This window comes from Tsukamurella pseudospumae, from assembly GCF_001575205.1.
Classification (GTDB): Bacteria; Actinomycetota; Actinomycetes; order Mycobacteriales; family Mycobacteriaceae; genus Tsukamurella; species Tsukamurella pseudospumae.
On sequence record NZ_LSRE01000023.1, the window covers coordinates 64351 to 87469 of the forward strand.

The window sequence follows — 23119 nt, forward strand, 5'->3', positions numbered from 1 at the left end:
ATTACGTGCTCATCAGGTTACTCCGCGCGAGATCGCCGCCGACGCCGGGACCACCTGGCCGAAGTCCAGTTTGACCAGCTGATCCGCCCGGTCGAAGTAGCGGTCGTCGTGGGTGATCACGACCACCGTCTTCCCTCGCGCCCTCAGGTCGCCGATGATCCGGTCGTAGAACACGGCGCGGAACCGGGGGTCCTGATCCGCGGCCCATTCGTCGAACAGGTACACCGGCCGGTCCTCGAGCAGCGCGGTCAGCAGCGCGAGCCGCTTGCGCTGCCCCGTCGACAGCGCGAGCGTCGAGAGCTTCCCGTCCTGCACGGTCACGGCGTGCGCCAGTTCCAGGTCGTGCAGCAGCCCGCGGACGCGGTCGTCCAGATCGTCCGCGGCGAGGCCCAGGTAGTCGTCGAACAGGTGGAAGTCGGAGAAGACCGCGGTGGTGTGCTGCCGGAACCACTCGGTGTTCTGCGGACCGACCACCTCGCCGCCGATCCGGAGCTCGCCGATCCGTGGCGCGTACAGCCCCGACAGCAGCTTGGCGAGCGTCGATTTGCCGCTGCCATTGCCGCCGACCACGAAGGTCACCTCGCCGGGGCGCAGCGTCAGGTCGATGGGGCCGAGGCGGAAGCCGTGCGGGACGCCGGGCGGCGGTCCCGGCGGGAGGCCGGGGCCCGGGTGGGGAGGCGGACCGCCGGGCCCGCCCGGCCCGGGCCGGCCCGGAGGGCCATGACCCGGTGGGGGCTCGGGCAGGTACTCGTAGCCCACGCCCCGCAGTTCGACGGTGCCGTCCGACAGCGGGCGGTCGTCGTACGGGAGGGCCGACTCGTCGCGCGCGGTCTCCAGGGACAGGTCGAGGCCACGGATCTTGGCCAGCGCGACGTCACCGCGGAGCAGGTCGGGGATCCGGTGCATGAGACTCTGCATCGGCATCGACAGGAAGGTCGTGACCAGCACGTAGCCGATCATCGTCTCCCGCGGCAGCTCCAGCGCCCGGGCGAGCACGAACAGGATCAGCACCATGGTGCCCAGCTGCAGCACCTGACCGAGCGCCTGGCCGCCGGCGAAGCGCGTGCCGGCGGCGACGTGCTTGCCGCGCAGGTCCTCGGCGGTGCCCAGCAGCTTGTGGTCGAGGAAGTCGGCGCGGCGGCCGCGGTGCAGCTTGAGCTCCTTGATCCCGTGCGTGACCTCCTGGAACGAGCCGATGAGGGCGTCGTCGAGCTCGCGGGCCCGGCGATAGGTCTCCCGGACCCTGCGCAGCACCGTCTCCACGCACGCGATGCCGATGAGCGTGCCCGCGACGGACACCGCGAACAGGGCGCCCGACACGGTGGCCAGGTAGGTGAGCGCGCCGATGATCGTCGCGAGGTCGATGCACAGCCCGGGGATGCCGGACACGGCCATCGACAGTGACCGCACGTCCTCGGTGAGCGTCGCCAGCAGGCGGTGATCGCCGAGCCGTTCGATGTGCTCGAGCGGGGCCGCGAGCACGCGCTGCGAGAGCCGCGCCCGCAGCCGGTAGACGGCGGCCTGCGCCAGGTGCAGCAGGATCAGCTGCGAGGCCACGCCCGCGACCACCACGACGACGGCGGTCACCACGAACTGGGTGACCGTCACCGTCGGCATCGGTCCCGGGGCGACCAGCCCGTTGATGAGGGTCAACAGGTAGGCGTTGGCCGCGCCGGCGACGAGGCCCGCGGCCACCGCCGCGGCGATCGCCGCCGGGGAGATCGAGATGAGGAATTTCAGGAGCTTCACGGCGCGCTCATTCGCCCGTGGTCACGACGTCGAACAGGAAACCCTCCACGGTCACGCCCGGCGCGAAGGAGAAGGCCATGCCCGTCGACGGTGCGCCGTCGGCACCGTCGGACGACACCTGCGCGAGCAGGCGCTCCAGGACGAACAACAGCGAAACGCTGAGCATGTTCCCGTGGCCGGCGAGCACGTCCCAGCTCAGGCGCGAGGCCTCGTCGGGCAGGCCCAGGGCGGTCGCGGCGGACTCGATGATCTTCGGGCCGCCCGGGTGGATCGCCCAGTGCGCGACGGCCTCCCGGGCGAGGCCGTTGCGCTGCAGCACCCCGTCGATCACCGGGGCGACCCCGTCGACGATGTACTGGGGCAGCGACTCCGCCAGCTCGCAGGTGATGCCGTCCGCGTTGACCCCGAGCACGATCCCGTCCTCGGCACCGTCGAGCAGGTGGCTGAAGGTGTCGCGCACGACGATGTTCCCGGCGGGCAGCGGATGCCCGACCTCGCTCGCGCCGATCAGCGCTGCGCCGCAGCCGTCGGCGAAGAGACTGGAGATCACCACGTCGTTGGGGTCGCCGGAGAAGACGGCGTTGACCGAGCTGAGCTCGAGGCAGATCATCAGCGACTTGCGGTCGGGGTGCGCGCGGACGTAGTCGGTGGAGACGCGCAGCGCGTTCATCGCCGCGGCGCAGCCCATGAAGTTGATGACCACGCGGCTCGTACCCGGGGACAGGCCGAGCGCGCGGATCACGGCGACGTCGACGCCGGGGGCGAGGAAGCCGGTGCTCGTGACGAACACCAGTTGGCCGACGTCCGCCGGGTCGACGGTGCCCAGGGCGCGGCGGGCGGTGTCGATCGCGAGCGGCGCGGCGTGCTCGAAGAACAGGTCCATCCGCTCGCGGATCGTGTCGGGGCGCGCGCTGAACTCGGCGAACTCCGGCGTCAGCGGGTCGATCGCGAGGTGCCGCTCGGCGACCTGCGTCTTCGCGTACACGCGGCGGATGCGCTCCGCCTGCCGCGGGTCGTCGAACCGGGACGCGACGCGGTCCGCGGACTCGGCCTGGTCGTAGGTCTGCGAGGGAGAGCCCGTCGCGAGGGACTCGATCACCGCGACCGAGGTGGGCGGCGCCGGCGGGGCGCCGCGCCAGACACTGGTCCCCGGGAGTTCCGGGGCGGCGATGCGCTGTTCCTGCGTGTTCATGGTGATCTCCTTTGGGGCTGGAAGATGTGGGGCGGCGGGGGGGAGCCGGATCAGACGGTGCCGATACCGGTGAAGCCCGCGACGACGTACGAACCCGAGGTCTTGAGGGCCTGCGGCGAGAAGTGCTCCTTGAAGAAGCCCTGGCCCTGCTCCTGGGCGGGGCGCGACTTCTGGCCCAGGAAGGTGTTGACCTGGTCGGGCAGGCGGTCGAAGAAGAAGCTGCGGCGGGGGAGCCACTCGACGCCGAACTTCTCCGCCTCCTCGGCCATGAGCTCCTCGGTGGCGATGTTCGCGTAGCCGCTGCGCTGGTAGGGCAGTACGTGGTGGACGCGGTGGCTGGACAGCCCGGCCGAGAGGAAGCAGTCCACGTACCGGTTGCCCGAGATCTTGAGGTCGTAGGCCTGGTTGAGCTGGTTGACCGCCCAGTCCTCGGTCTCGACCTCGGGCAGGTCGTCGACGTCGGTCTCGAAGTCGTGGCTCGCGACCACCAGGAAGGTGCTGACCCACAGCACGGCGACGAACTGCGCGACCCACGCCCAGATGTCGCCCAGGAACAGGAACAGCAGGAACTCGCCGATGAGCAGTGCGCGCATCGCGAAGGCGCCGATGAAGTGCGGCAATGCGCCGCGCAGCGAGCCGTACATGTCCGCCACGCCGACCTGCCGGGTGAGCTTGACGATCTCGAAGAGCCGCATCGTCATGCCCGTGGCGGTGTGGCCGAACTTGTGCAGCGTGTGGATGGGTATCCGGTACCAGCGCGGAATGTCCATCATCATGGTGAACACGTTCTTCTTGATGTCCACCTCGCTCTGCGTGTGCGGGTGGTGCAGCAGAGCGTGCCCGTCGGCGGTGACGAAGGACAGCGCGACGTAGTTGATGTCGAACGCGTTGACCAGGACCTTCGTCGCACCCTTCTGTGCGCGGTGGATCGCGTAGTGGCCGAACCCGGCGAGCGAGCTCCGCAGCATCACCATGAGCAGCACGAACAGCCAGATCGGCATCCAGGCCGGCACGCTGAGCCGGGCCGCGATGACGGCCACGTAGGCGACGGCCAGGACCGCGGCGGTGATGTTGAACCAGCGGTCCATGCGCTTCACGCGCGCCTTCATCGCCGGGTCCCGCAGGCGCGCCTTCACCGCGTGCAGCAGGTCCTTCGGATCGTCGAACCGGTAGCGCGGCGTATCCCGCCAGCTGTCGAAGCCGTCTTTGAACAGGAATGCGGGGGCGTTGTTCTTCGGGTGCACGTCCACGACCTCGGCGTCGCGATCGAGCGCGAACCGCTGCAGCATCTTCTCGATCTTCTCGGGATTGGCGTGATACGACCCGATGATCGACGTGATGTCGCGATTCTTGGAACGGCCGATGAAGAATTCCCCGCCGGGATGCTTGTTGATCCATTCCGTCAGGTCGTACGCGCGGCCCTTGTAGACCCACACGTTCGACAGCTGCGGGCCACCGCCGGGGCCGGGCATGCGGCCGAGGTCGCGCGGCCCGGGGTCGCCGGGCCCGCCGGGATCCTCGTCGCCGACGAAATCCCGGCCCCGCGGTCCCGCCGGCCGCCGGCCCGGATCGCGCTCTTCGGTCGCCGAAGCGCCGTCGCGACCTGCGCCGCCGCCGCGCCCGGGGTTCGTTCCGCGGGTGAGATCGCGGGGGCCGGGATCGTCGCTCGTGCGGTCGGCGTGCTCCGCCGGCGGATCGATATTGGTGGACACTTGTCGTTGCCTCCTGAGCCAGTACCGGTTTCCCGGTCCCGTACACCATCTCCAGGTACGCTAATGGATCGCTGAAGGCGGGCTTGCCGCTACCATCCACTGTCCGGTTCGCCGGGAAGCGGGGCGCGCGAAAGCTTCGATCGGGTCCCGAATTCATGCATACTTCTTCCGTGAGGCGGGACTTCCGCTTTTCATTCACGCCGGGCGCGATGTCGCCCGGTCAGATTTCAAAGGGGGGAACCCATGAAGTTCACGGCATCGCGCACGGCCCTCGCGCTGCTCGCCGCCGGTGCGCTGGTACTCACCGGTTGCGCGGACAAGAAGACCGACGACACCACGTCGGGCGGCACCACCACCGCCGCGGCGACGCAGAGCGGGGCCTCCGGCGCCCCGTCCGCGGCACCGTCGGTGGACGCGAACGGCCTGCCGACCGTCCAGATCGTCAAGGACGCGGCCCTCGCCACGCGCGAGACCTACTCCGAGCACCTGACGCTCGCCGTCGACAAGGGCATCCAGGGACTGCCCGTCACCAGCGTCACCGGCGACATCATCTCGTTCAAGGACACCAAGCGCGTCGCCGCGCAGGGTGAGGCGAACGTCCGCGTCAAGGAGAGCTACGTCCAGACGAAGTTCGTCGTCATCGACGGTGTGCTCTACGCGAACCTCGGTGGCGCGAAGTACCAGCCCATGGGTAAGACGGGCGAGAAGGGTGTCTACGACCCCGCCGTCATCCTGGATCAGGAGAAGGGGCTCGCGACGATCCTCGACTCGCTGCAGAACCCGAAGGTCGAGGGCAAGGACACCGTCAACGGCGTCAAGACCGTGAAGGTCTCGGGCACCGTCGACACCAAGATCCTCGACCCGCTGCTGCCGCAGATCACCGACATCGCCCAGCGCGGCAATGCGGGCACCGCGCTGCCCATCACGCTGTGGATCGTCTTCGACGCCTCCGCGAACCCGATGCCCAAGCCGAACGTGACGCGCATGGAGGTCAAGCTCAAGGAGCTCCCGATCACCCTGAACCTCACCGAGTTCGGTAAGGACGTCAAGATCGAGAAGCCGGCCACCTAGGCCGGAACAGCGGGTGCACGGGGCCCGGCGGACTTCGGGGGGAGTCCGCCGGGCCCCGTCGTATCCGGGGACGGTCAGTCGCCCACGGCGGCGGGCCACGCGCGGACCACCGCGAGCAGGCGCTCGCGGATCGGGGCGGCTCGCTCGGCGAGCGCGACCTGCTGCCGCACGTACTCGCGCCGCCCCTCGGGCGTCTCGATCGCGATGGGGGAGAAGCCGTGCTCCGCGAGGTCGTAGGGGCTGGCGCGCATGTCCAGTTCCCGGGCGTCGCGGGCCAGGTCGAAGGCGTCCGCCACCAGGTCCGACGGTGCCCCCGGCGCCAGTTTGAAGGCCCACTTGTAGAGGTCCATGCCCGCGTGCAGGCAGCCGGGCTGCTCGCTCGCGACCTGCGTCTCACGGGAGAGCTCGACGAGGTTCCGCGGTGCGGCGTCGGGGGTGAAGAACCGGAACGCGTCGTAGTGGGTGCACCGCAGGCTCCCCGCGCGCACCACCTCGTCGGTGCCCGCCGGCCCGAGGCGCAGCGGCACCGGGTGCCGCGCCTGGTCTGCCTCGCGGAAGACCATCGCCCACTCGTGCAGCCCGAAGCAGCCGAAGACCGGCGCGCGGGAGGCGGTGGCCTCGAGCAGTCGCGCCATGTACTCCGCGGTGCCGGCGCGCTTGGCGAGCACGGCCGGATCCTGCGTCACGAGCGTCCCGGAGACCTCGTAGCCCCGGAGTCCGCCGAATTCTTCAGCGGCGAGCGGCCCGTCGAGTTCCGTTCCGATGCCGGGATGCCAGCGCAGCAGGTGCGCGGGGCGGTGCCCGTAGTAGGTGAACAGGAAGTCCCAGACGGGGTGCTTCTCGCCGCGGGCGGCTCGCCGCCGGTGCGCGTCCACGAAGGGCTCCAGTCGAGCGCGGTGGGCCTCCGCCCGCGCCTGCCACTGCGCGTCGGTCAGGACAACCGCGCTGTTCACACCCGGTGCGTCCCGTCCCGGACGGTGCCGACGAACTCTTCCACCACGTCCTCCAGGGCGACGATGCCGATGGTCCGGCCGTGGTCGTCGGAGACGGCGGCCAGGTGCCCACCGAGGCGACGCAGGTGCGAGGTCGCCTGGTCCAGCGACAGCGCACCGTCGACCACGGGGAGCGGGCGGATGCGACCCGCGCCGATCACCGTGTCCGGTCCGACGGCGGCGTCCATGATGTCCGGCAGCACGTCCTTGACGTGCAGGTACCCGGTGAACGCGCCGTCGCGGCTGCGCACGGGGTAGCGGGAGTAGCCGGTCTCCGCGACGGCGGACTCGATGTCCCCGAGCGTGGGTCCCCACGTGCCGCTCGTGCCCTGTACGGCCTGCAGTCCGCGGATCTCGGTCAGCGGGATCGCGACGTCGGCGACGGTCCGGCGCGAGGTCTGCAGTGCGCGGGTGAGCCGGACGCGCTCCTCGGCGTCGATGAGGCCCTCGTCGTGCGATTCTGCGATGAGCTCGGGCAGCTCGCCGGCGGACACGGTGCCCTCGAGCTCGTCGCGGGGCTGCACGCCCAGCGCCCGGAGCACCAGCATCGCGAGCCAGTTGTACAGGGCGATGAGGGGGCGGGCGATCCGGACGAACCACAGCAGCGGCGGCACCAGCAGCATGGCCGCGGCCTCGGGGCCCGCGAGTGCGATGTTCTTGGGCACCATCTCGCCGAGCAGGATGTGCATGACCACGACCAGCGACATCGACACCGCGAACGAGATCGGGTGCAGCAGCGCGTGGGGCACGTGCGCCCACCCGAGCGGGACCTCGAGCATCCGGGCGATGGCCGGCTCGCCGACCTTACCCAGCAGGATCGAGCAGATCGTGATGCCCAGCTGGCACGCCGCCAGCATGAGCGAGAGCCGCTCCGAGGCCCTGATCACGGCGCGCGCCGAGCCTCGACCCTGCTCGACCAGCGTCTCGAGGCGGTCCTTGCGGGCCGCGATGAGCGCGAATTCGGAGCCGACGAAGAAGGCGTTGGCGGCGAGCAGCAACACCGTCAGGAAGATGTACAGAACGTCAGTCATGGCTCAGCTCCACCAGGTCGACGCGGCGGCCGTCCATCCGCGCGACGCGCGCCGTCCACACCGGTGCGGTGGCGGCACCGTCGTCCTCGAGCAGCGAGGGGTGCTGGGGGAGCTCGACGACATCGCCCACGGCCGGGATGCGTCCGAGGAGGAACATCACCAGACCGCCGAGGGTGTCGTAGTCGCCGTCGGGCGCGTGGTAGTCGGTGTCGCGCTCCACCTCGTCGATGCGCAACAGGCCCGAGCACAGGAAGCCGCTGTCGGTGCGTTGCACGTCGACGGGCTCGTTCGCGTCGTGTTCGTCGCGGACGTCGCCGACGATCTCCTCGATGAGGTCCTCGACGGTCACGATGCCGGCGGTGCCGCCGTACTCGTCGACGACGAGCGCCATCTGCAGGCCGTTCGCCCGCAACTGCTCCATCAGCGCGTCGCCGTCGAGCGTCGCGGGCACGACGGGCGGCGTGGTCGCGATCGTGGCGACGGGCACCGTCGAGCGGCGGTCCGCGGGCACCGTCAGCGCCTGCTTGACGTGCACGAGCCCGACGGTGTCGTCCAGGTCGCCCCGGACCACGGGGAACCGGGAGCGGCCCGATTCGATCGACAGGGCCACGAGATCGGCGACGGTGGCGTCGGCCTCCAGGGAGTCGACTCGCTGACGCGGCGTCATGAGGTCCTCCGCGGTGAGCTCGCCGAACTCGAGGGACCGGCCCACGAGCTCCGCGGTCATCTCGTCGATCGCGCCCGACGCCGCCGAATTGCGCACCAGCGCACTGAGTTCCTGCGCGGATCGGGCCGAGCTCAGCTCCTCCGCGGGCTCGATGCCGAGCCGGCGGACCAGCCCGTTCGCCGACGAGTTGAGGAAGGTGATCGCCCAGCGGAAGACCGCGGAGAACGCGGCCTGCGGGCCGGCGCTCCAGCGCGCGGTCTGCAGCGGGCGGGCGATGGCGAGGTTCTTCGGTGCCAGCTCGCCCAGCACCATCGACAGTGAGGTCGCGAGGACCAGCGCCAGCACCAGGGTCAGGGCGGCGACCACGGCCTCGGGGGCGCCGGTCCACTCCAGCGCGGGGCGCAGGAGCTTCGAGAGCACCGGCTCCGCGAGGTAACCGGTGACCAGCGTGGTGATCGTGATGCCGAGCTGGGCGCCCGACAGCTGGAAGGTCAGGGTCCGGTGGGCGCCCTGCACCTGCTTGGAACGGCGGTCGCCGCGCTCACGGACGTCGGCGTCGACGGTCGACTTCTCGAGCGCCGTGAGCGAGAACTCGGCCGCGACGAACAGCGCCGTGCCCAGGGTCAGGGCGAGGAAGCCGACGATGGCGCCGACGGTGATCAGGGCGCTAGCCATCGGAGCACCCCGGAGTCGCGGTGGCTCGTCGTCGGCGCTTGCGCGGTCTTCGGACCGTCATGTTCCTTCCCAGGATTGCGAGGAGATGTTGAGGAGCATCCTACCGGCGCGGCCGGCAGGCGCTCACCAACCGCCGGGCAGGGGCCGACCCTCGGCGAACCCGGCCGCGCTCTGCACACCGACGGTGGCCTTCGCGTGGAACTCCGGGACGGACCGGGCGCCCGCGTAGGTGAACGAGCTGCGCACGCCCGACGTGATGCGGTCCAGCAGGTCCTCGACGCTCGGGGCCTCCGGGTCGACGCGGATGCGCGAGCTGGAGATGCCCTCCTCGAACAGCGACTTGCGGGCGCGGTCGAAGGCGCCCTCGCCGGCGGTACGGGCGGCGACGGCGCGCTTGGACGCCATGCCGAAGCTCTCCTTGTACGCGGAACCGTCGGTCGCGTACTTCATGTCGCCGGGGGACTCGTAGGTGCCCGCGAACCACGACCCGACCATGACGTTCGACGCGCCGGCGGCGAGTGCGAGCGCGACATCGCGGGGGTGCCGCACGCCGCCGTCGGCCCAGACGTGCGCGCCCAGCTCGCGAGCCGCAGCGGCGCAGTCGAGGACGGCGCTGAACTGCGGCCGCCCGACGCCGGTCATCATGCGGGTGGTGCACATCGCGCCGGGGCCCACGCCGACCTTGACGATCGTCGCGCCGGCGTTGACCAGGTCACGGGCGCCGGCCGCGGCGACCACGTTGCCCGCGGCCAGCGGCAGTCCGAGGTCGAGCGCCGCGACGGCCTCGAGGGCGTCGAACATCTTGGCCTGGTGGCCGTGCGCGGTGTCGACGACCAGCACGTCGGCGCCGGCCTCGGCGAGTGCGCGGGCCTTGGCGGCCACGTCACCGTTGATGCCGACGGCGGCGGCGATGCGGAGCTTGCCGGCACCGTCGACGGCGGGGCTGTAGATGCCCGCCCGGACGGTGCCCGTGCGGGTGAGGACGCCGTGCAGGCGGTCGTCGCCGTCGACGAGGACGGCCAGGTCGGAGTGGTCCTTGGCCAGCAGGTCGAAGATCGCCTCGGGCGCGGTACCCGCGGCGGCGCAGACGAAGGACGTGGACATCACGTCGCGCAGGCGCGCGAACCGGTCGACGCCCTCGCACGCGGCGGTGGTGACGAGGCCGATCGGGCGGTTCTCGCCGTCGATGACGACGACCGCGCCGTGCGCGCGCTTGGGCAGCAGCGCGGCCGCGTCGCTCACGGAGTCCTCGGCGGTGAGGGTGAGCGGGGTGTCGGCGACGAGGTCGCGGCTCTTGACGTAGGAGATCGTGTCGGCCGCAGCCTGCAGCGGAAGGTCCTGGGGGAGGACGACGATGCCGCCCCGCCGGGCCACCGTCTCCGCCATCCGGCGACCGGCGACCGCCGTCATGTTCGCGACGACGAGTGGAACGGTGGTGCCCGTGCCGTCGACCGAGGCGAGATCCACGTCGAACCGGGAGGTCACGTCCGACCGGTTCGGGACGAGGAAGACGTCGTCGTAGGTCAGGTCGTACTGCGGGCGGCTATCAGGAAGGAACTGCACGTGTGGTCATCCTACTCGACGACGCCGTGGCGCGGCTCACGGCCGGGATCAGTGCATGAGAAGCCGGTAGAGCTCGGTGAGCCACGGGACGGCGACGGCCACCGTGGGCACCACCAGGATCAGGCCCGCGAGCAGGTAGACCGCGCCGTTGAACATCGTGCTCGCCGGGGGCATCGACAGCCGCTCGACCCGCACGACGGTACCCGTCGACCCGACCGCGAGAGCGCCGCGCGGGGCGGGGCTCTTCGCGCAGGTGACCAGCGCGTTGGCCAGGGGGAGCGGACCCGCGGCCGCGACGGCCTCGTCGTCGGCGAGGAGCTCGACCAGCAGCTTGACGGAGTCCAGCGCCGCCGAGGAGCGGACCAGGCGCGGGAACGCGTGGTGCACCGCGGTGAAGGCCTCGAGCACCAGGTCGTGCCGGGAGCGCAGGTGGGCGCGCTCGTGCGCCAGCACCGCGGTCAACTCCTCGTGGCTGAGCTGGGTGAGCGTGCCGACACTGAGCACCACGCGATGCCGCAGCCCGGGCAGACAGTAGGCGAGCGGCTCGTCGACGCCGAGCACCCGCAGGTCCGCGGCGGAGACGGGGTGGTCACCGTCGACCGCCTGGGACAGGATGTCGACGACGGTGCGGTGCCGGGCCCGGCGCCACCGCGTGCGGACGGCGAGCCGGACGGTGGAGGTGATCAGGCGCGCGCCGATGACCAGGGTGAACGCGAAGGCGATGACCGACACCGTCCACGGCACGACCCCGAGCTGGCGGATCTCGTCGATGGGGTTGGTGGTGGGGCGGCCGTCGGCACCGGGGACGAGGAGGCGGCTCGCGATGACCAGACCCGCACTGAACGCCGAGAGCACGGCGGCGAGCGCGATGGCCTGCCAGAGCACGAGGGCGGCGCGAGGGGCGCGGATCGGCCAGGCGGCCCCGGAGAGCCAGGTAGGAACCGGTCCCGCGAGCAGCAGGGCCAGCACTCCGAAGATCAGGGCCGCCATGGGCTTGAGCCTACTGGTTCAGGACGACCGCGTGGGACGCTCGGCGGCGGGGTCGACCCCGGCCTCCAGCTTGGCGAGCGCGCGGCGCAGCGCCTCGGCCTCGTCGGCACCGACGCGCTCGACGAAGTGGACGAGAGCCGCCTCGCGGGAGCTCTCCGCCTGCGCGAGTGCGTCGAACATGAGGTCCGCGACGAGTTCCTCGCGGCCGAAGGTCGCGGCGTAACGATGCGCCCGATCGGTGCGGATCTGCGTGACCAACTTCTTCTTCGCCAACCGCTGCAGCACCGTCATCACGGTCGTGTACGCGAGTTCACGGTCAGCGGAGAGCGATTCGTGCACCTGTCGCACGGTTTGCGGTTCGGTGGACGCCCACAGGTGGTCCATGACCGCGCGCTCGAGATCTCCCAATGCCGCCATTGCTCCGATTCTACCCGGGATGGTCCACGCCGCTACGACAGGCTGTCGTAATCCACGCCACATCAATGAGGGCTTGCTAAGTTAGGGGAGGCTGTCCTAGAGTGAGTCACGTCGCCGAGAGCGACACGAGATCCACATCGGACCGGTTCGCGAACTGAGGGCTGCAGTAATCCGCCCGGTCTGTGCCAAGGCGGGTCCGGGGATGGCTGAGCCCCGGGCCCGCCGCTCTCGTTTTCAGCGGCGATCGCTCCGCGGGGCGGTCAGTCCTTCGGCATCACGAGCCAGAGCAGCAGGTAGAGCAGGAACTGCGGACCCGGCAGGAGGCAGGACACCACGAACAGCACGCGCACGAGGGTGGCGTCGATCCCGAAGTAGCGGGCGATGCCGGCGCACACGCCGCCGATCCAGTTGTTCTGCAAGTCGCGGGCGAAGCGCTTCTGAGGTGCCGGGGTGTAGGGGGACTGGGTGAAGGGCGTGTTCTCGGTCATGACTCCACGATGCCGTCCGCCGGGCCCGTCCCGCATCGGGGTCTTCCCGGAATCCGGCCCGGAGATCGACACGGCGGTGCGTCGCCCTAGGGTGGGTTCATGACGCAACCGACCCCCGGACAGCAGCAGGTCATCGACGGGATCCAGGCCCAGGGCACAGCCGGCTTCGACTCGCTCCTCGGCCTCGAGTACACCGCGCTCACGCCCGACGGCGTCCGGGCGACGCTCACCCTGCGCCCCGAGCTGCACCAGCCCTTCGGAATCACCCACGGCGGCGTGTACTGCGCGATCGTGGAGTCGGTCGCCAGCGTGTCGGGCGTGATCTGGCTCGGCGGCAGCGGTCACGTCGTCGGCGTGAACAACAACACCGACTTCCTCCGCGCCCTCTCCAGCGGCGTGCTGTCGATTCGCAGCACCCCCATCCACCGGGGCCGCCGGCAGCAGCTGTGGCTCGTCGAGATCGACTCCGAGGACGGCAAGGCCGTCGCGCGCGGGCAGGTCCGGCTGCAGAACATCGAGGCGTAGCAGCTAGCGGTTGGACCACGCGGCCACCGTGTCGCCCGCGGCATCCCGTCGTACCAGCGCGATGTCCGAGCGGCCCGACTGGTTCGCGGCCCAGTGCAGCGCGGACCAGTCGAACGCCGATGCGGGCAGGATGACGCGGTAGGGCAGGTCGGCCAGGACCTCCCCGTCCTTGGTCGGCATCGCGTCCGCGGGCGCGTCGGCACGCGTTCGGACACCGATCTCGACGGTGTCGCCGCGCTCGGCGACCACGAACGCGTCGACGTTCCCCCACGGGACGACCGAGCGGCGCACCCGCACGTCCTCGGCGGACGCCTGGAACAGCGTGGCGGACGCCACGTGCTGGCCGATCACTGCCACCATCCCGGCGATGAACAGCGGCCGGGCGGCGACGCCGAGGCCGGCCTTGTCCAGCAGGTACGCGGCACCCGCGAACACGACGGTGCCCGCGACGAGCTTCGCAGCCAGCCGCAGCGGCGCGTAGGAGACCGTGACGTGGTAGCGGGCCCGCGCCAGCAGGGTGCGGGAGCCGAAACCTGCGGCGACGCAGACCGCCGCAGCGATCACCGCGAGCGACCACGCGCCCGGGCCGCCCTCGTCGAGCGCGAACAGGAGCGTCACGACGGCGACGATCCCGGCGAGGATCGAGACCAGTTGCACGGGCTTGCCCACACCGGCGGCCTTGCGCATGCTGCGGACCGCCGCGTCGTGCGAGACGGGAGCTGTGGAGTCGGGCACGGTGCCTCCTGGGAGTCGGAATCTCTTCGAGCACCGTAGGACCGTGCGCTTGCGCCGGAGTTGCGGCTCGCTAGCCCCGGGCTCGTCGACGACGATCGATCACGGCCGCTCCGCCGACCAGGAACGCGATGCCCGCCAGGGCGCCGACCGCCGTGAGCATCGTGGTGAGGGCGGTCCGGCCGTCCGCGACGTATTCGACGTCCACGCGCTGGTAGGGCTCGTCGGTGGCCGCCCGGCTGAAGCGGAAGTCGGTGGTGATGGACTCGGGGGCCGCTTCGGTGGTGATCCGGGTGAGGTAGTCGCCCACGCCGGCGGACAGCTCCGTCAGACGCGGGTCATGGGTCGCAGCTCCGATCCGGCCGGCGAACTCGAGCGTCGTATCCTGGCGGCCGCGGTCGGCGTCGGTGCGCTCCACTCTGTGGTGCCCCAACGCGTAGACGGTGACGCGCTGGCTCTGGCGGGCCGCCCGGGACATGCGCATGGGGTAGACGAGCTCGGTGCTCGGGAAGGTGAGCCGGACCGGCTTGAGCCCGCCGCGCAGGTCGTCGCCGACGAGGCGCAGTGCCACGAAGGACCATCCGTCGGCCACGTATCCGGTCAGGGTGGCCGCAACCTCGGCGCGCAGCGCGAAGCCGTTGTCGGAGAGCCAGCGCTGCAGCCCCGGGGCGTCGCCGCCGCGGAGCGTCACCGCCTCGATCGGGCCTATCCGGACCCGGCCGAGCACCTCGGGGGCGCCGGGGTTACCGGCCCCCATGAGCGGGATGAGGTTCGGGAAGCCGAACAGCCTGCGCCGCGTGTCGACGCGGGGTTTGGTGATCCACCCCAGCTCGGTGAACGTCTCCGCCGTGCCGCCGCTGACGGTGGCCGGGGCGGGCGTCGGTACGACCAACGCGCCGCGGTCGCCGGCGGACTGAAGCGCGAGGCGCATCTCGATGGTTTCGGTCCGGCCGTCTCCGCTCACCAGCGCGATCTCCTGCGTGGCGGTGGCGTCCACCCCGTCGGGCATCGCCGGTGCGCCGCACGCGCACGCGGACGCGGTCGGTGCGGAGACGAGGCAGGTGGCCGCGAGGAGGGCGACGAGCGCCGTTCGGCAGAGCCGCGACCACGGCGATGTCGAATACTGTGCCATCGATGCAGTGTAGCGTCGATATCGATCGAGTCGCCGGAAACGGGACGAGCGCGCTCCCGATCGGGAGCGCGCTCGTTCATCCTGTGCGGGGCCGGTGTCAGCCGGCCTTCTCGGCCTTCTCGGCCTCGGCCGACGGTGCGCCCGGGGCCTCCACCTGGATGTCCGCCTTGGGTGCGGACTTCGGGAGCGCCTTGGTGGGCGAGCTGGTGTGCACCGGCGGGATCGCCGGCTTGGCACCGGTCTGCAGCGCGTCGAGCGCCGTGCGCGCGTACACCTGCTGCTCGGTGATCGTCATCTGGCCGCGCTTGTTGGTCAGGAAGGTGATGGCCCACGAGGTCAGCGTGATGACGCGGTTCTGGTAGCCGACGATGTACCAGAGGTGGAGCGCGAGCCAGCCGAGCCAGGCGAGGAAGCCACCGAACTCGAGCTTGCCGACCTTCGCCACGGCGCTCGCGCGCGAGACGGTGGCCATCGAGCCCTTGTCGAAGTACTTGAAGGGCTTGCGCTCGGCCGGGGTCTGGCCCTTGAGGCCGGCTTCGATCGCCTTGGCCGCGTAGGTAGCGCCCTGGATGGCGCCCTGCGCCATGCCCGGCACACCGTCGACCAGCATCATGTCGCCGACGACGAAGACATTCGGGTTGCCGGGGATCGTGAGGTCCGGCAGGACCTTGACGCGGCCCGCGCGGTCGGTCTCGGCGCCGGACTGGTCCGCGAGGACCTTGCCCAGCTTGCTCGCGGCGACGCCGGCCGACCACACCTTGCACTGCGCCTCGATGCGCCGCTGGGTGCCGTCCTTCTCCTTGACGACGAGGCCGTCCGCGTCGACGTCGACGACCATCGCGTTGAGCTGGATCTCGACGCCCATCTTCTCGAGCCGCTTGGCCGCCATGGTGCCGAGCTTCTCGCCCATCGGGGGGAGCACGGCCGGCGCGGCGTCCAGCAGGATCACGCGCGCCTCGGTGGGGTCGATGTTGCGGAACGCCCCCTTGAGCGTGTTGTCCGACATCTCCGCGATCTGCCCGGCCAGCTCGACCCCGGTGGGGCCGGCGCCGATCACCACGAAGGTGAGCAGGCGCATGCGCTCCTCGTGGTCGTTGGACAGTTCGGCCTGCTCGAAGGCGCCGAGGATGCGGCCGCGCAGCTCGAGCGCGTCGTCGATGGTCTTCATGCCCGGCGCGAACTCGGCGAACTGGTCGTTGCCGAAGTAGGACTGGTCGGCGCCCGCCGCGACGATGAGGCTGTCGAACGGGGTGATCGTCTCGCGCTCGAGCAGGTGGCTCGTGACGGTGCGGTTCTCGAGGTCGATGTCGGAGACCTCGCCCAGCAGCACCTCGGCGTTGCGCTGCTTGCGCAGGATCATCCGGGTCGCGGGAGCGATCTCACCCTCGGAGAGGATGCCGGTCGCGACCTGGTAGAGCAGCGGCTGGAACAGGTGGTGAGTGGTCTTCGCGATCATCGTCACGTCGACGTCCGCGCGCTTGAGGGCCCGGGTGCCGAACAGGCCGCCGAAGCCCGAACCGATGACGACCACCCTGTGGCGGTGCGTTCCGTCGCTCATTACTCTCGTTGCTCCTGGTATCGCGTCGTAGCCGGGGTCCCCGGCATGTGCAGTCCTACCGTAGTCCCCTGCTCAACTCTCGTCGCGACGCCCGCCCGAACCCGTGGCGCGGCGCTCCCGATAGGCGGCCACGTGCGTCCGGTTCCCGCAGTTCCCCTCGGTGCAGAAGCGCCGGGAACGGTTCTTCGACAGGTCGACGAGAACTCTGTCACAGTCGTCGGCCGCGCAGGTCTTGAGGCGGTCCACGCTGCCGCTGCGGACCAGGTCGACGAGGGCCATCGCGAACTCGGCGCGCATCCGGACCGGGAGCGGGGCGTCGTCGGGGGTGAAGTGCAGGTGCCAGTCCCAGGCGCCGTGCCGGGTGAGGCGCGGTTGCTGCGGCGTGGCGGCCAGCATCTCGTTGACCAGCCGGGCGACCTCGTCGGGGTGGCCGGCGGCCCACGCGTCCGCCAGCTCGGCGCGCAGCTCGTGGATGGGTGCCAGGTCCTTCGTCTCCGCGGAGCTCCAGCCGGTGAACTCGTGCTGCCGCAGGTACTCCTTCAGCGCCGTGGCGGTGCCGAGCCTTTCCTCCTGTCCGTAGTCGGTGTTCACGAGGTCGGCGGCCATGATCAACGAGGGCTCGGTGTCATGTGCGAATTTCATTTGACTCCTTACGGCCGGTGCCGCTACTGTCACTAGCGTACTTCATTTGACTCCTTACTGATGGCTCGAACACGGAGGTGACGCATGGGTCGGGGTATCGCTATTGCACTGGTGTCGGGCTTCGCGTTCGCGATGTCCGGCCCATTCGGCAAGCCGCTGCTCGCCGCCGGTTGGAGCCCGGCCGGCGTGGTGCTCGTGCGCATCTGGATCGCGGCGATCGTCACGCTGGTCCCGATGCTGATCTTCGCCCGCGCGCGGCTCGCCACGCTGCGGCACGCGCCCTTCACGGTCCTCGCGTACGGCCTGCTCGCGGTGCTCGGCGTGCAGCTCGCGTACTTCAACGCGATCGCGCACATGTCGGTGACGGTCGCCCTGCTCATCGAGTTCTCCGCACCGCTACTGGTGCTGTTGTACCTGTGGGCCCGGTTCGGGAAGCGCCCGACGGTGCGCACCGCTCTCGGTGCGGCCCTGGCGGTCGCGGGGTTGATCGCGGTCGTGGGTGCGGCATCGGGCGGTGCGGTCGTCTCGCCGATCGGCCTGGCCTGGGCGTTCGTGTCGCTGGTGGGCCTCGCGGCGTACTTCCTTCTGGCCGAGGACGGTACTCGTGCCGACGACCTCGAGGTCGAGGGCGCGGACGGTGCGAAGCCCGCCGTGGACCAACTCGCCCTCGCGGCCGGCGGCCTGCTCGTGGGTGCGGTCGTGCTGTCGCTGACCTCGCTGGCCGGACTCACTCCGGTGCGGATCTCGACCCAACCCGTGGTCCTGGGCGGCCTCGGCACGACGCCGTGGTGGGTGCCCGCCGTCGTCATCGGCGCGGTCGCCACGGGCCTGGCGTACGTCGCCGGCATCGTCGCGATCAACCTGGTCGGCCCGACGCTCGCGTCCTTCCTCGGGTTCTCCGAGGTCATCGCGTCCGGCGTGGTGGCCTGGCTGATGCTGGGGGAGGCGCTCACGCCCCTGCAGATCGTGGGCGCCGTGGCGATCGTCGCCGGCGTGATCGCCGTCAAGCGGGGCGAGCGTCGCGATCCGGACGAGTCCGGGCGGCCCGTCGCTCCAGCCAGTCCGCACGATGGATCTCGTACTCGACCCGTGCGTACGGCGTGAGGTCCGCATCGCCCTCGTCGCCGAGGTCGACCTCGCCCTGCAGCGACTCCCAGTCGAGCATCGCGATGTCCAGTTGGGACATCCCCAGCCCGGCGAGCACGCGCCGTGACGCGAGGTTCGACCATGCCGTGGAGGCGTAGACGCGACCGGTGAGGCCGCGCGCGAAGGCGTGGTCCACCAGGGCGTGCGCCGCCTCGGCGCAGAACCCCCGTCGACGGTGCGCCTCCGCCACCGAGTAGCTCAACTCCAGGCCGCGCGCGCTGCTGTGCCGGGAGGCGCGCAGCGCGATGCGGCCGAGCGTGCGGCGGGTGTGCCGGTCGACGATGTGGAACCGGCCGTCGAAGACGGCGGAGCCGGGGGTGCCGGCGGCAGGGGCGAGGTGGAGACGAGCCGTCTCGATGTGCGCCTGCAAATCACCCCTCACGGTGCACAGCGTATCCGCTCGGGCCCCGCGGGAGGCGCAGTTCCCGCGGGTGTCGCGACGGCGGAACGCCGATGGCTGCCATACTGTCCGGCGTGACGTACCGAATCGCTCTAGCCACCTCCGCGGCGCAGCCGGACCTCGACGACCGCGGCCAGGAGATCCTCGCCGCCCTGCGCGCTGCAGGCCATGAGGCCGAGGCCGCCGTGTGGACCGACTCGAGCGTCGACTGGGAGCAGTTCGACGCCGTCGTGATCACGGGTGTGTGGGACTACGCGCAGCGCTACGACGACTTCCTCGGCTGGGCCTGGCGCGCCGCGGCGCAGTCGCTCGTGCTCAATCCCGAGCCGCTCGTCCGCTGGTACGCCGATAAGCGTTACCTCGCCGACTACGCGTCCGAGGGTCTGCCGATGGTTCCCGCGCAGTTCATCACCGTGCACGACGCCACGCTCGATCACGACTACCTCGGTGTCGACCACGTCGTCCGGCCCACGATCAGTGGCGGCCTCGCCGAGGCCTTCCGGTTCGGCCCGGAGGACGGCGCCGCGAGCCGCGCGAAGCTCGAGGAGATCAAGGCGGCGGGTACGTCGGTCATGGTCTTCCCGTACGTCGGCGAGGTCGGCAGCGTCTCGCTGGTCTACATCGGCGGCGAGTACAGCCACGCCTTCGGTCGTGACCTGGCCGCCGAGGTGAACGCGGAGCCGGCCGAGGGGCGCCCCGTCGAGGTGCTGTCCGATGTCGAGCCGACGGCGGCCGAGCGCGAGATCGCCGACGCCGCGCTCAAGCCCATCGACCCCGCCAACCCGCCGCTGTACGTGCGCGTCGATCTCGTCCGTACCCCGGAGGGTGACCCGCTGATCCTCGAGGTCCAGGTCGTCCAGCCCGACCTGCACCTCGAGCGCGTCGAGAATGGTGCGGTGAAGTTCGCCGATGCGGTCGTCGCCCGGATCGCCTCGACGAAGGCCTGACCGGCACCGTCGCACCACGTCAGAAGCCTCCGCCCGGATACCGGGCGGGGGCTTCTTCCGTTGAGGGGTTGCCAATCGAACTATCGCGATATATCGTGAACGCATCGGGTCGCGAAACATGTGGCCCCCTACCGAAAGGAGTGCCACCATGCGTAGGCACACTCACGATGAGCGCTTCGATGCGCGATTCCGCAACAGCGGCTTCCCGTCCGAGTGCGGCCCCGGAGAGGGTCGTGGAGAGGGCCGCGGCCGCGGGCGTGGCCGTGGATTCGGCCCGGGCGGGCCGGGTTTCGGTCCCGAGGCCTTCGGACCCGGCGGCCCCGGTTTCGGGCCCGGTGGGCCCGGACCGTTCGGCCCGGGCGGCCCCGGAGGTCACCGCGGTCGCGGGCGGGGCCGCGGTCGCCGCGGCGTCCAGCGCGGCGACGTCCGGATCGCAGTGCTCCGGCTCCTGGAGACCGAGCCGATGCACGGCTACCAGATCGTCTCCTCCATCGAGGAGCGCACGGCGGGGGCCTGGAAGCCCAGCCCCGGCGCCATCTATCCGACGCTCAGCCAGCTCGAGGACGAGGGGCTGATCACCATCGAGCGCGAGAACGGCCGCAAGGTCGCCACGCTCACCACCACCGGCCGCGAGTACATCGAGACCGCACTCGCGGATGCGCCGGATCCGTTCGCGGGCTTCGACGGCGGCTCGGCCGAGCGCGGCCATCTCCGCGAAACGCTGCGCGAGCTGCACGAGGTCACGCGGCGGGTCGCCCGCACCGGTGATCCCGAGCAGACCGCCGCGGTCGACACCATCCTCGGCGACGCGATCAAGCAGGTCTACCTGCTCCTCGCCGGCGTGGACCGCACGCCCCCGGCGGCGGCCGACACGGTCACCGAGTCGGCCGATCCGGACGACGAGCAGTAGTCACCCGGTGCGCGCGGGTCAGATCCGGCACCAACCGGACGGGGGCACCGGGATGAATCTCCCGGTGCCGCTCGGCCGGTAGCTCGGCCACCAGGTCGACGGTGCCGTCCGCCCCCGCGGGGGCGACGCTGCTGGTCACCCGGCAGCGCCCGCCCGCCACACTCACCTCGACGACGGTGCCGGACAGTCCGGTACCGTCGTCGTTCGTGGCGATGAGGTCGAGGTCCGCCGGCCCGAACACCCACGCCCCGTCGCCGTCCGGCAGCAGGTTCATCCCCGCCAGCCGGGCGGCGAACGGCGTCGCGGGGGAGAGCAGGAGATCGGCGGCGGGACGCTGATCGGCGATGCGGCCGTCCTCGAGCACGGCCGCCTGGTCGGCGAGGGCCACGACATCGGCCGCATCGTGGGTGATGAGCACACAGGTGCGCCCCTCGAGCAGGGAGCGCAGAACCGACCGGACCTCCGCCCGGGCGCCCACGTCGAGCGCGGAGAGGGGCTCGTCGAGCAGGAGGACCTTCGGCTCGGCCGCGAGGGCACGGGCGAGCGCGACCCGCTGCGCCTGGCCGCCGCTGAGCTCGTGCGGGCGCCGGTCCCGCAGGTGCGCCGCGCCGACGGCCTCGAGCCAGTGGTCCGCCGCGGCCGCCGCGGCCCGGCGGTCCGCGCCCGCGCTGCGCGGCGCGAAGGCCACGTTGGCGTGCACACGCAGGTGCGGGAACAGTCGTGCGGTCTGGCCCAGCAGCGCCACTTTCCGACGGTGCGCCGGAACCCACCGCCCGGCACCGCCGAAGACGGTCTCCCCGGCGACGACGACGCGGCCGGAGTCCGGCCGGACCAGCCCCGCCACGGCGTCGGCGACGGTCGACTTCCCGGTCCCGTTGGGGCCGAGGAGGGCGAGGGTCTCGCCGTCGGGCACCGTGAACCGGGCGTCGACGCCGCGCTCGCGCACCTCGACGTCGAGGTGCAGGCCAGGGGTCACGTCCGCCATGCGCGCACCCCGTACACCGCCGAGACGATCACCGCGGCTGCGGCCAGCAGGACCAGCGACAGCGCCACCGCCGCCTGCGGATCGGTCTCGTTGCGCAGGTAGATCTCGAGCGGCAGCGTGCGGGTGGTGCCCGCGAGCGAGCCGGCGAAGGTGAGGGTCGCGCCGAACTCGCCGAGCGCCCGCGCGAAGGTCAGCACCACGCCGGAGGCGATGGACGGCAGCACCAGGGGGAGGGTGATGCGGCGCAGCACGATCGACGGCGAGGCGCCCAGGGTCGCGGCGGTCCGCTCGTAGTCCGTGCCGAGGGTGCGCAGCGCGCCCTCCACGGCGAGCACGAGGAACGGCAGTGCGACGAAGGCCTGCGCCAGGACCACGGCCACCGTCGTGAATGCGATGTGCCCGCCGATCCCGCCGTACTGGCCCACCAGGCCCCGCCGGCCGAAGGCGTAGAGCAGCGCGATGCCGCCGACCACCGGGGGCAGCACCAGCGGCAGCAGCACCAGCGGTCGCAGGACCCCGACGAACCGGGATCGGCTGCGCGCGAGGATCACCCCGAGCGGGACGCCCAGCACGATGCACAGCAGCGTCGCCGCGAACGAGGTCTGCAGGGACAGGACCAGCGCGGTCCGGGAATCCTCCGAGGTGACGAGGTCCCCGAACCGCGGCCAGTCGACCTTCGCCACGATGCCGATCAGGGGCACGAGGACGAAAGCCGCGCCGAGCGCGGCGGGGACGACGATCCAGCGGGGGAACGCCCTGTCGGCGCCGGGGGCGGAGCGAGCGGGCCGGTTCAGCTGGGCGCCCCGAAGCCGGCCGCCGTCAGGGCCGCCCGGCCCTCGGGGCCACGGACGAACTCGACGAACTCCTTCGCGCCCGCGGTGTTCTTGGCGGCCGTCAGCGGCGCGATCGGATAGACGTTGACGGCACCGTCGGCCTGCGGGAAGTCGACGGACCCGACGGCGCCGTTGGTCCCCTTGACGTCCGTCTTGTAGACCAGGCCCGCGTCGGCCTGGCCGTGCCGGACCTTGGCGAGCACGCTCGAGACGGAGTCCTCCTCGCTGACGGGATGCAGGGTCACGTCGGCGGCCTTGGTCACCTTGGCGGTGGCCGTGCCGCACGGCACGGGCTGCGCGCACACCACGACGCTGACGTCGGGCTTGGCGAGGTCGGCGAGCGCGGTGATGCGCTTCGGGTTGCCGGGGGCGGTGGCGATGGTGAGGACGTTGGTGGCGAAGGGCTGCGGGTCGGTGACCAGCGACGCCGTCTTGGCCTTGTCCATGGTGGGGGTGTCGGCCGTGGCGAAGACATCGGCGGGCGCGCCCTGCGTGAGCTGCGCGAGCAGCCCCGACGAGCCGCCGAAGGAGAACTTGACCGTGGTCCCGGGGTGCTTCGCGCCGAACTCGGAGCCCAGCTTCTCGAAGGTGACCTGCAGGCTGGCTGCGGCGTAGACGATCACGGTGCCGCCCGACCCGGCCGCGGCGGACGAGGGAGAGGAGGCGCCGTCGCCCGATGTCGAGCAGGCGGCGAGGCTCGCGGCGAGCACCGCGGCGGTCAGAAGTCGTGTGGCGCGCATCGCGTCTCCCGGTGACAGGGGT

The 23119-nt window shown here is 71.3% G+C and carries 23 protein-coding genes; 5 read left to right on the forward strand and 18 right to left on the reverse strand.

The window, feature by feature from the left end; translation table 11 throughout:
• Positions 1 to 12: 12 nt before the first annotated feature.
• The 3 genes from AXK61_RS15895 to AXK61_RS15905 are packed head-to-tail and all read right to left on the reverse strand — an operon-like array spanning position 13 to position 4413.
• Positions 13 to 1749: an ATP-binding cassette domain-containing protein gene (locus AXK61_RS15895; protein ID WP_068746310.1), complete on the reverse strand. Its 1737-nt coding sequence runs from the start codon at positions 1747 to 1749 to the stop codon at positions 13 to 15.
• A gap of 7 nt (positions 1750 to 1756) precedes the next feature.
• On the reverse strand, positions 1757 to 2941 hold the full coding sequence (locus AXK61_RS15900; RefSeq protein WP_082789379.1) for a type III polyketide synthase: 1185 nt from the start codon (positions 2939 to 2941) through the stop codon (positions 1757 to 1759).
• Between the two features lie 50 nt (positions 2942 to 2991).
• A complete protein-coding gene (locus AXK61_RS15905; RefSeq protein WP_068746349.1) occupies positions 2992 to 4413 on the reverse strand; it encodes a fatty acid desaturase in 1422 nt (473 codons plus the stop codon).
• A gap of 483 nt (positions 4414 to 4896) precedes the next feature.
• Between AXK61_RS15905 and AXK61_RS15910 the strand changes: the two genes are divergently transcribed.
• Positions 4897 to 5724: an LppX_LprAFG lipoprotein gene (locus tag AXK61_RS15910; protein ID WP_068746311.1), complete on the forward strand. Its 828-nt coding sequence runs from the start codon at positions 4897 to 4899 to the stop codon at positions 5722 to 5724.
• Between the two features lie 74 nt (positions 5725 to 5798).
• On the opposite strand, the gene AXK61_RS15915 is transcribed toward AXK61_RS15910, so the two are convergent.
• The 7 genes from AXK61_RS15915 to AXK61_RS15945 form a co-directional block, all read right to left on the reverse strand.
• The gene (locus AXK61_RS15915; protein WP_068746312.1) at positions 5799 to 6677 is read right to left on the reverse strand and encodes a 3-methyladenine DNA glycosylase; all 879 of its coding nucleotides are present in this window, start codon (positions 6675 to 6677) and stop codon (positions 5799 to 5801) included.
• Positions 6674 to 7747 (reverse strand): hemolysin family protein, encoded by a 1074-nt coding sequence (locus tag AXK61_RS15920; RefSeq protein ID WP_068746313.1) that lies wholly within the window; start codon positions 7745 to 7747, stop codon positions 6674 to 6676. Before AXK61_RS15920 ends, AXK61_RS15915 begins: the two co-directional genes overlap by 4 nt.
• Positions 7740 to 9089 (reverse strand): hemolysin family protein, encoded by a 1350-nt coding sequence (locus AXK61_RS15925; protein ID WP_068746314.1) that lies wholly within the window; start codon positions 9087 to 9089, stop codon positions 7740 to 7742. The genes AXK61_RS15920 and AXK61_RS15925 overlap by 8 nt, the downstream gene beginning before the upstream one ends.
• A gap of 123 nt (positions 9090 to 9212) precedes the next feature.
• On the reverse strand, positions 9213 to 10652 hold the full coding sequence (gene guaB1, locus AXK61_RS15930; protein ID WP_068746315.1) for a GMP reductase: 1440 nt from the start codon (positions 10650 to 10652) through the stop codon (positions 9213 to 9215).
• 48 nt (positions 10653 to 10700) lie between these two features.
• A complete protein-coding gene (locus AXK61_RS15935) occupies positions 10701 to 11642 on the reverse strand; it encodes a M56 family metallopeptidase (RefSeq protein ID WP_068746316.1) in 942 nt (313 codons plus the stop codon).
• Between the two features lie 18 nt (positions 11643 to 11660).
• Positions 11661 to 12059: a BlaI/MecI/CopY family transcriptional regulator gene (locus AXK61_RS15940; protein ID WP_068746317.1), complete on the reverse strand. Its 399-nt coding sequence runs from the start codon at positions 12057 to 12059 to the stop codon at positions 11661 to 11663.
• A gap of 260 nt (positions 12060 to 12319) precedes the next feature.
• The gene (locus tag AXK61_RS15945; RefSeq protein ID WP_068569799.1) at positions 12320 to 12547 is read right to left on the reverse strand and encodes a PspC domain-containing protein; all 228 of its coding nucleotides are present in this window, start codon (positions 12545 to 12547) and stop codon (positions 12320 to 12322) included.
• 99 nt (positions 12548 to 12646) lie between these two features.
• On the opposite strand from AXK61_RS15945, the gene AXK61_RS15950 reads away from it, so the two are divergent.
• Entirely contained in the window at positions 12647 to 13072 is a 426-nt protein-coding gene (locus AXK61_RS15950) for a PaaI family thioesterase (protein WP_082777778.1), read from the forward strand.
• A 3-nt stretch (positions 13073 to 13075) separates the two neighbouring features.
• Here AXK61_RS15950 and AXK61_RS15955 read toward each other — a convergent pair whose 3' ends face one another.
• The 4 genes from AXK61_RS15955 to AXK61_RS15970 form a co-directional block, all read right to left on the reverse strand.
• Positions 13076 to 13807 carry a hypothetical protein gene (locus AXK61_RS15955; RefSeq protein WP_068746318.1) on the reverse strand — a complete coding sequence of 244 codons (732 nt, stop codon included), beginning with the start codon at positions 13805 to 13807 and terminating at the stop codon, positions 13076 to 13078.
• Positions 13808 to 13877: 70 nt separating this feature from the next.
• Positions 13878 to 14936, reverse strand: a complete 1059-nt coding sequence (locus AXK61_RS15960) for a DUF2330 domain-containing protein (RefSeq protein WP_068746319.1) — start codon at positions 14934 to 14936, stop codon at positions 13878 to 13880.
• A 97-nt stretch (positions 14937 to 15033) separates the two neighbouring features.
• Positions 15034 to 16494 (reverse strand): NAD(P)/FAD-dependent oxidoreductase, encoded by a 1461-nt coding sequence (locus AXK61_RS15965; RefSeq protein WP_068746320.1) that lies wholly within the window; start codon positions 16492 to 16494, stop codon positions 15034 to 15036.
• A gap of 72 nt (positions 16495 to 16566) precedes the next feature.
• Positions 16567 to 17136: a CGNR zinc finger domain-containing protein gene (locus AXK61_RS15970; RefSeq protein ID WP_068746321.1), complete on the reverse strand. Its 570-nt coding sequence runs from the start codon at positions 17134 to 17136 to the stop codon at positions 16567 to 16569.
• 84 nt (positions 17137 to 17220) lie between these two features.
• Here AXK61_RS15970 and AXK61_RS15975 point away from each other — a divergent pair, with 84 nt between their 5' ends.
• Positions 17221 to 18240 (forward strand): EamA family transporter, encoded by a 1020-nt coding sequence (locus AXK61_RS15975; RefSeq protein WP_082777777.1) that lies wholly within the window; start codon positions 17221 to 17223, stop codon positions 18238 to 18240.
• Here AXK61_RS15975 and AXK61_RS15980 read toward each other — a convergent pair.
• On the reverse strand, positions 18140 to 18664 hold the full coding sequence (locus AXK61_RS15980; protein ID WP_175399921.1) for a GNAT family N-acetyltransferase: 525 nt from the start codon (positions 18662 to 18664) through the stop codon (positions 18140 to 18142). The genes AXK61_RS15975 and AXK61_RS15980 overlap by 101 nt on opposite strands.
• Positions 18665 to 18756: 92 nt before the next feature.
• On the opposite strand from AXK61_RS15980, the gene AXK61_RS15985 reads away from it, so the two are divergent.
• Both AXK61_RS15985 and AXK61_RS15990 read left to right on the forward strand, forming a co-directional pair.
• Positions 18757 to 19629: a hypothetical protein gene (locus tag AXK61_RS15985; RefSeq protein ID WP_156485695.1), complete on the forward strand. Its 873-nt coding sequence runs from the start codon at positions 18757 to 18759 to the stop codon at positions 19627 to 19629.
• A gap of 148 nt (positions 19630 to 19777) precedes the next feature.
• The gene (locus AXK61_RS15990) at positions 19778 to 20539 is read left to right on the forward strand and encodes a PadR family transcriptional regulator (RefSeq protein ID WP_082789380.1); all 762 of its coding nucleotides are present in this window, start codon (positions 19778 to 19780) and stop codon (positions 20537 to 20539) included.
• On the opposite strand, the gene AXK61_RS15995 is transcribed toward AXK61_RS15990, so the two are convergent.
• Genes AXK61_RS15995 through modA form a run of 3 tightly spaced genes read right to left on the reverse strand, consistent with a single transcriptional unit; the run spans position 20505 to position 23097 of the window.
• Positions 20505 to 21524 carry a sulfate/molybdate ABC transporter ATP-binding protein gene (locus tag AXK61_RS15995; RefSeq protein ID WP_068746324.1) on the reverse strand — a complete coding sequence of 340 codons (1020 nt, stop codon included), beginning with the start codon at positions 21522 to 21524 and terminating at the stop codon, positions 20505 to 20507. The genes AXK61_RS15990 and AXK61_RS15995 overlap by 35 nt on opposite strands.
• The gene (locus AXK61_RS16000; RefSeq protein ID WP_068569956.1) at positions 21512 to 22318 is read right to left on the reverse strand and encodes an ABC transporter permease; all 807 of its coding nucleotides are present in this window, start codon (positions 22316 to 22318) and stop codon (positions 21512 to 21514) included. The genes AXK61_RS15995 and AXK61_RS16000 overlap by 13 nt, the downstream gene beginning before the upstream one ends.
• Entirely contained in the window at positions 22315 to 23097 is a 783-nt protein-coding gene (modA, locus tag AXK61_RS16005; protein WP_068569790.1) for a molybdate ABC transporter substrate-binding protein, read from the reverse strand. The genes AXK61_RS16000 and modA overlap by 4 nt, the downstream gene beginning before the upstream one ends.
• Between the last annotated feature and the right edge of the window lie 22 nt (positions 23098 to 23119).